4 protein-coding genes are annotated in these 6,343 nt (G+C 73.0%); all 4 read left to right on the forward strand.

Translation table 11 applies throughout. The features are described from left to right. The first annotated feature begins 166 nt into the window (after positions 1-166). Complete coding sequence (locus tag VF697_RS39240; protein WP_331103268.1) at positions 167-3,031, forward strand: GAF domain-containing protein; 2,865 nt, start codon at positions 167-169, stop codon at positions 3,029-3,031. A 157-nt stretch (positions 3,032-3,188) separates the two neighbouring features. After that, entirely contained in the window at positions 3,189-4,709 is a 1,521-nt protein-coding gene (locus VF697_RS39245; RefSeq protein ID WP_331103274.1) for an adenylate/guanylate cyclase domain-containing protein, read from the forward strand. A gap of 20 nt (positions 4,710-4,729) precedes the next feature. After that, complete coding sequence (locus VF697_RS39250) at positions 4,730-5,116, forward strand: type II secretion system protein GspG (RefSeq protein WP_331103270.1); 387 nt, start codon at positions 4,730-4,732, stop codon at positions 5,114-5,116. A gap of 188 nt (positions 5,117-5,304) precedes the next feature. Beyond that, positions 5,305-6,343: universal stress protein (locus VF697_RS39255; protein WP_331103272.1), on the forward strand; the 1,039-nt coding region annotated here is incomplete at its 3' end.

Raw genomic sequence — 6,343 nt, forward strand, 5'->3', positions numbered from 1 at the left:
CCTCAGTGTCGTCGAGCACTGAAACGGGGGGAGACGTCCGGGCAGGCCGGACAGTTCCGTTCATCCTGTAGCGGACGATGCGCCCGGGGGTGGGTGGGCAACGGCGGGAAATCGTGGAAAACTCTCTTCACGCTCGGTGCGGGTAGGCCGGGCTGGGGGGTGGGGCATGCAGATGCCCGGAGGCAGTCTGGTCGCGGCGGTGGAGCGCATCTCACGCGCGCTGGAGCAGCTCGCGTCCGCTTCATCGGCGACGGCCGTACTGGAAGAGGTGGTGCGTTGCGCGGCGGCCACGCTCGGCCTGGAGCGCGCGGCCGTCGCCTGGTGGGAGCCAGACGGGTCGTTGTTGACCCAACCTACCCCCGGGGTGCCGCCCGACGCGGTGGCCGCGTGCGCGCGGTGGCTGCTGGAGCGGGGGCGCCTGGAGTCCAGCCCCTTGGAATTCCACCTGGGCGAGTCGCGGGTGGAGCACGCCTTCGCCGCCACGGTGGACAGGCTGGGGGGCGCCTCGCTGCTGGTCCTGCCGGTGTTCGCCTCGAAGGGCGGGTGCGTGGGCGTGCTGCTGGGGGTTTCTCCCGTGCCGCGCCTCTTCACCCCGGAGGAGACACGGCGCTTCAGCCTCTACGCGCAGCTGGCCGGGCTGGCCATCGAGCGCGGGCGGCTGGTGGAGGCCGGGCGCACCGCCGCGCTGCAGGCCCGCGCCGAGGCCGAGCAGGCCGAGCTGCTGCGCCTCACCAGCTTCCAGGCGGTGACGGAGGCCTTCGGCCGCGCCCTCACCCGCGAGGACGTGGGGCGCGCCGTGCTGGAGCTGGGCGTGCCCGCGGTGGGCGCGGTGGGCGGCACCGTGCACCAGGCCTCGGCGGATGGGACGTCGGTGGAGCTGATCGCCGTGGTGGGCTGCGGCGAGGAGCAGGTGGCGCCCTTCCGGAAGATGCCCCTGCGCTCGGACGTGCCCGGCTTCGACGAGGCGACGCGCGGCGTGCCGGTGTGGCTGGAGTCTCCCGAGGACGCGCGCGCGCGCTTCCCCGGCTTCGCCCCGCTCATGGCGCTCCTGTCCCGGCAGGCCTTCTCCTTCCTGCCGTTGATGGTGGAGCACCGCTGCCTGGGCGTGCTGGCCTTCGGCTTCGCGCAGGCCCGGCACTTCACCGAGCTGGAGCGCACCCTCATGCTGGGGCTGGCCCGTCAGTGCGCGCAGGCCCTGGAGCGGGCGCGCCTGTACGAGAACGAGCGCGAGGCACGCCTTCAGGCGGAGGCCGCCGGGCAGCGGCTGCAACTGCTGGCGGATGCGGGCGTGCTGCTGTCCAGCTCGCTGGAGTGGGAGATGACGGTGGCCGGGGTGGCCCGGCTCGCGGTGGGGGCCTTCTCGGACCTGTGCGCGGTGGACTTCCTCGATGACCACGGCGCCCTGGGGCGGCTCACCGTGCAGCACGCCCAGCCCGAGCGCGGGCTGTTGCATGACAGGATTGAAGGCTACTCCCCGGAGCGCGCGCGGCCCTCGGCCATCGCGGACGTGGTGCGCACCGGCCGCTCGCAGCGCGTCGTCGGACTGGTGCCTCCCTTCACGCAGACGGTGGAGGCCCGCCCCGGCGAGAGGCCGGAGGGGGGCTCGTTCATCATCGTGCCGTTGATGGCGCGCCAGCGCACCCTGGGGGCCATGTCCTTCGTGCGCGGGCCGGAGCGCGAGCCCTTCACCGAGGCGGATCGCTCGCTGGCCGAGGACCTGGCGGCGCGCGCGGGGCTGGCCATCGACAACGCGCGCCTGCTGCGCAAGGCCCGGGCCGCGGAGGCCGAGTCCCGGTGGAACGCCGCGCGCCTGCGCATCCTCGTGGAGGTGGATCGGCTGCTGGCCGAGGCGGGGTTGGATCTGCCCGCGGTGCTGGATGTGATTGCGCGCAAGGTGTCCGAGGTCATCGGCGACGGGTGCGTGTTGCAGCTCATGGCCGAGGACGGGGCCTTCCTGGAGCCCGTCACCATCCACCACCCGGATCCGGAGGCGCGCTGGCTGCTGGCCGGCACGGTGCACGCGCGCCGGCAGCGGCTGGGCGAGGGGCTCCACGGCGCCGTCGTCTCCCAGGGGCGCGCGGTGCTGCTGCCGGACGTGGACCAGGACGAGGCGCGCTCCAGGGGCTCGCTGCCGGAGTACCTGCCGTACCTGGACCGCTATGGCCCGCAGAGCCTGCTGGTGGTGCCGCTGGCGGCCAAGGGGCGCGTGTTCGGCACCCTGGGCGTGGTGCGGGACGTGACGGGGGGCCGCCCCTTCGGCGAGGAGGACCAGATGCTCCTCCAGAGTCTGGCGGAGCGGGCGGCGCTGGCCATCGAGGACGCGCGGCTGTACGGCGCGGCCACCGAGGCGGTGCGGCTGCGCGACGACTTCCTCTCGGTGGCGGGGCACGAGCTGAAGACGCCGCGGAGCGCGCTGCGGCTGCAAATCCAGATGCTGGCGCGCGTGGCGCGGGACGTGGCCACCACGCCCGGGCTGGCCCAGCGCGTGGAGAAGGCCGAGCGCACCAGCGAGCGGCTCGGCGCGCTCATCGACGAGCTGCTGGACGCGGGCCGCATCACCGCGGGGCGGATGAAGCTGGAGCGCGAGGAGGTGGACCTGGCGGCGCTCACCCGCGACGCGGTGGGGCGCATGTCCGAGGCGCTCGCCCGCGTGGGCAGCGAGGTGCAGCTGGTGGCGGACGCGCAGGTGCTGGGGAGCTGGGACCGGGTGCGGCTGGAGCAGGTGGTGGGCAACCTGCTGTCCAACGCGGCCAAGTACGGGCGCGGCCAGCCGGTGGAGGTGCGCGTGGAGTCCGCGGCCGAGGGGCTCGCCCGGCTGGTGGTGAAGGACCGTGGCATTGGCATCGCCCCCGAGGACCAGGGCCGCATCTTCGACCGCTTCGAGCGCGCGGTGACGAGCAAGGAGTTCCAGGGGCTCGGCCTGGGGTTGTGGATTTGCCGGGAGATCATCGAGTCCCACGGGGGGCACATCCTCGTGCGGAGCGCTCCGGGCGAGGGCTCCACCTTCACCGTGGAGCTACCCCGGGAGTAGGGGGAGCGGTTCGCGCGATTTTCAACGCTCGCCAGGGGACCGGGCAGGGGAGTGTGACCGTGGATTTCTCCCTCCCGGGCGCTGGGGTACGCTGTGACCCCCGAGTACCCCTTTTCGGAAGGTGGAGAGCCCGTTGACCCGTCCTGTCCTGGACCCCATGGCGCCCGCTGAGCGCGCCGATGGCAGCAACCGCCCCGCGGTTCGCGCGGACAGCCCCCTCTTCGGCGAGCTCCTGCTCAAGCTCGGCATCGTCACGCCCAATCAGATTGAAGAGGCCCTCGCCCTTCAGTCCCTCAACGGCCAGCGGCTGGGCGAGGCCCTCATCTCGCTCGGCTACGTCACCCGTCAGCAGATTCAGGACGCGCTGGGCGAGGCGCTCGGCCTGTACCACGCGCCCCAGGGCACCGTCCCCGACCATCCCCCACTGGGCGAGCTGCTCGTGGGCCTCAAGTACCTCACCGACTCGCAGCTCGACGAGGCGCTCTCCGTCCAGCGCCGCACCGGCCGCAAGCTGGGGGAGATCCTCGTCCAGAACGGGTACTGCTCCTACAAGCAGCTCTACGAGGGCCTCAGCCTCCAGGGCCGGCTCTCGGGCCGTCAGGAGGCCACCCCGCGCGCCCCGGCGCACGAGGGCGGCCACCACCGCGTCATGGTGGTGGATGACAGCCCGCTCGCGTGCGCCTTCGTGCAGGACGGCCTCGTGTCGCTCGGCTACGAGGTGGTGTGCTTCCAGGATCCGTACGAGGCCCTGGAGCAGGTGGGCAAGGTGCTGCCGGCCATGGTCCTGAGCGACCTGGACATGCCCGGCATCGACGGCATGGAGCTGTGCCGGCGCATCAAGGAAGGCCCCAGCCGGGCCATGCCCGTCATCATCCTCACCGCCAACGACAACGACGCCGAGCGGGTGAAGGGGCTGCGCGCCGGCGCCGACGACTACGTCAACAAGTCCGCCTCCCTGGAAGAGCTCGCCGCGCGCATCGAGAGCGTCATGCGCCGCACCGGCGAGACGGAGCGGATGCGCAAGCTCTTCGCCCGCTACACCTCCGACGCGGTGGTGGAGGAGATCCTCAAGAGCCCCGACTCGGTGGTGCTCACCGGCGAGAAGCGCGAGGTCACCATCCTCTTCGCCGATATTCGCAACTTCACCGGGCTCGCCGACAGCCTCCCGCCAGAGCAGACGGTCGGTGTGCTCAACCAGGTGCTGGGCGGGCTGTCCGACGCGGTGCTCACCTGTGGCGGCACGCTGGACAAGTTCCTCGGCGACGGGCTCATGGCGGTGTTCGGCGCGCCCGTGGGCCGCTCGGATGATCCGCTGCGCGCGCTCCAGTCCGCGAAGATGATGATGGCCTTCATGGTCGAGCTGAAGGAGCGCGCCCGCGCCGAGTGGGCCGCCACCCGCGAGGGCCGCCCCCTCACGCTCGAGCTGGGCATCGGCATCAACTCGGGCATGGCGGTGGCCGGCAACATCGGCGGCTCCATGCGCACCGAGTACACCTGCATCGGCGACTCGGTGAACGTGGCCGCGCGCCTGTGCGCCCTCGCCGGGCCGGGTGAGATCCTGGTGGGCGAGCGCACCGTCGCCCTGCTGGCCGGTCACGAGGCGGGCTTCGAGGAGCTGCCCCCCGTGCGCCTCAAGGGCAAGCCACATCCGGTGCCCCTCTTCCGCGCCTTGTGGTAGGCGTGGGGCGAGAGGTCCCCGTGACACCGCGCCGCCGCATCCACCCGATGCTCATCGTCCTGCCGATCGCCTTCCTGGGCATCGGTGTCGCCGTGGTGCTCGGCATCCGCGGCAAGCACGACCCTGGCGCCACCCAGGTGCACGCCGACTTCGCCCGGGTGCTCACGGCGCTCGAGGCCTACCGCGCCGAGCACGGCCACCTGCCCGAGGAGGGAGACCTCTCCTTCCTCGTGCCCAAGTACCTCCCGGCCGTGCCGGAGAACCGCTGGGGCTACCCGTACGCCTATGCGAGCGACGGGCAGCGGCCCTTCCTCCAGGACTACGGGCAGGATGGGCTGCGCGGCGGCAACGGGCCCGACCAGGACCACACCAACCACGACGGGCACTCGGTGCTGCTGCCGAAGTAGGTCCGCGCGCCGTATTTCCGGCACCCGGTGCCTCCTCCCTCCCTTCGTCCCTCCCGGTGGGAGAGGGACGGGGCGTGCTCGCGAGGGCCTGGGGAGGGGGTCGCCCGGGGCATACCCCGATGGTCATCCTTGCGGCACGGGTTTTCCCTGTGAAGGGGTGACTCGTGCGCCCTCTGAGGGAGGCCGTCATGCCGGTGGTCTGCGCAACGAATCTGTCGGAACCGGCGGCCCAGGCCGCCACTGCCTCGGCGGCCATCGCCGCTCGGCTGGGGGAGCCGCTGTGGCTGCTCGGCGTGCTCGACCGTGAGCACCCCTCTCCCGAGACCCCCATCTCCTTGGAGGAAGCGCGCCGACGGCTCCAGGCCGAGGCCGCCCGGCTGCGCACCTCGGGCCTCCAGGTGGAGGTGCGGCTGCTGGAGGGCGCTCCCGGCACCGTGCTCTCGAAGGAGGAGCTCGTCCGCACCGCCCGGCTGCTCCTCATCTCGGCCGAGGGCTGGGGCCCCGTCTCCTGGCGCCACGCCCCCGTGGCCGAGCGCATCGCCCAGTGCGCCGCGGGGCCCGTGCTGGTGGTGCGCCGCGGAGGCGAGGCCCTCACCGACTGGGCGCGCGGCCGCAGACGGCTGCTGACGCTCGTGGGGGTGGATGGCTCGCCCACCTCGGCCGCCGCCCTGGCGTGGCTGCACGAGCTGCGCCGCGTGGGCCCCTGTGACGTGGTGGCCGTCTCCGTGTGCTCGCCCGTGGAGGAGCGCGAGCGGCTGGGCATCCACACCCCCGTGCACCTGGAGCTGCTCGACCCGGTGGTGCGCCGCATCGAGGTGTTGGACCCGCAGGTGGAGCGCGTGCTGCTGCGCGAGATGGCCGAGCGCGTGGGCGAGCTTCCCGGCGAGGGGCAGTTGGAGATGCACCTGGAGCCCGGCTTCGGCCGTCCCGCGGACCACCTGCTGCACGTGGCGCACGCGCGGGGCGTGGACCTCGTCATCGTGGGCACGCACCAGCGCGGGGGCATCGCGCGGCTGTGGCATGGCTCGGTGTCCGCGGGCGTGCTGCGCCACGCCGAGCAGTCCGTGGCGTGCGTGCCTCCCACCCAGCCGCTGGCCCACAGGTCCGCGCCGCCGCGCGCCGTGCTGGTGCCGGTGGACTTCTCCGAGGCCAGCGCTCGCGCCATCTCCCAGGCCCGCTCGCTGGTGCGTCCCGGTGGACGGGTGCACCTGCTGCACGTGCACCGGC

It is taken from the genome of Archangium sp., from assembly GCF_036388035.1.
Taxonomy (GTDB): Bacteria; Myxococcota; Myxococcia; order Myxococcales; family Myxococcaceae; genus Archangium.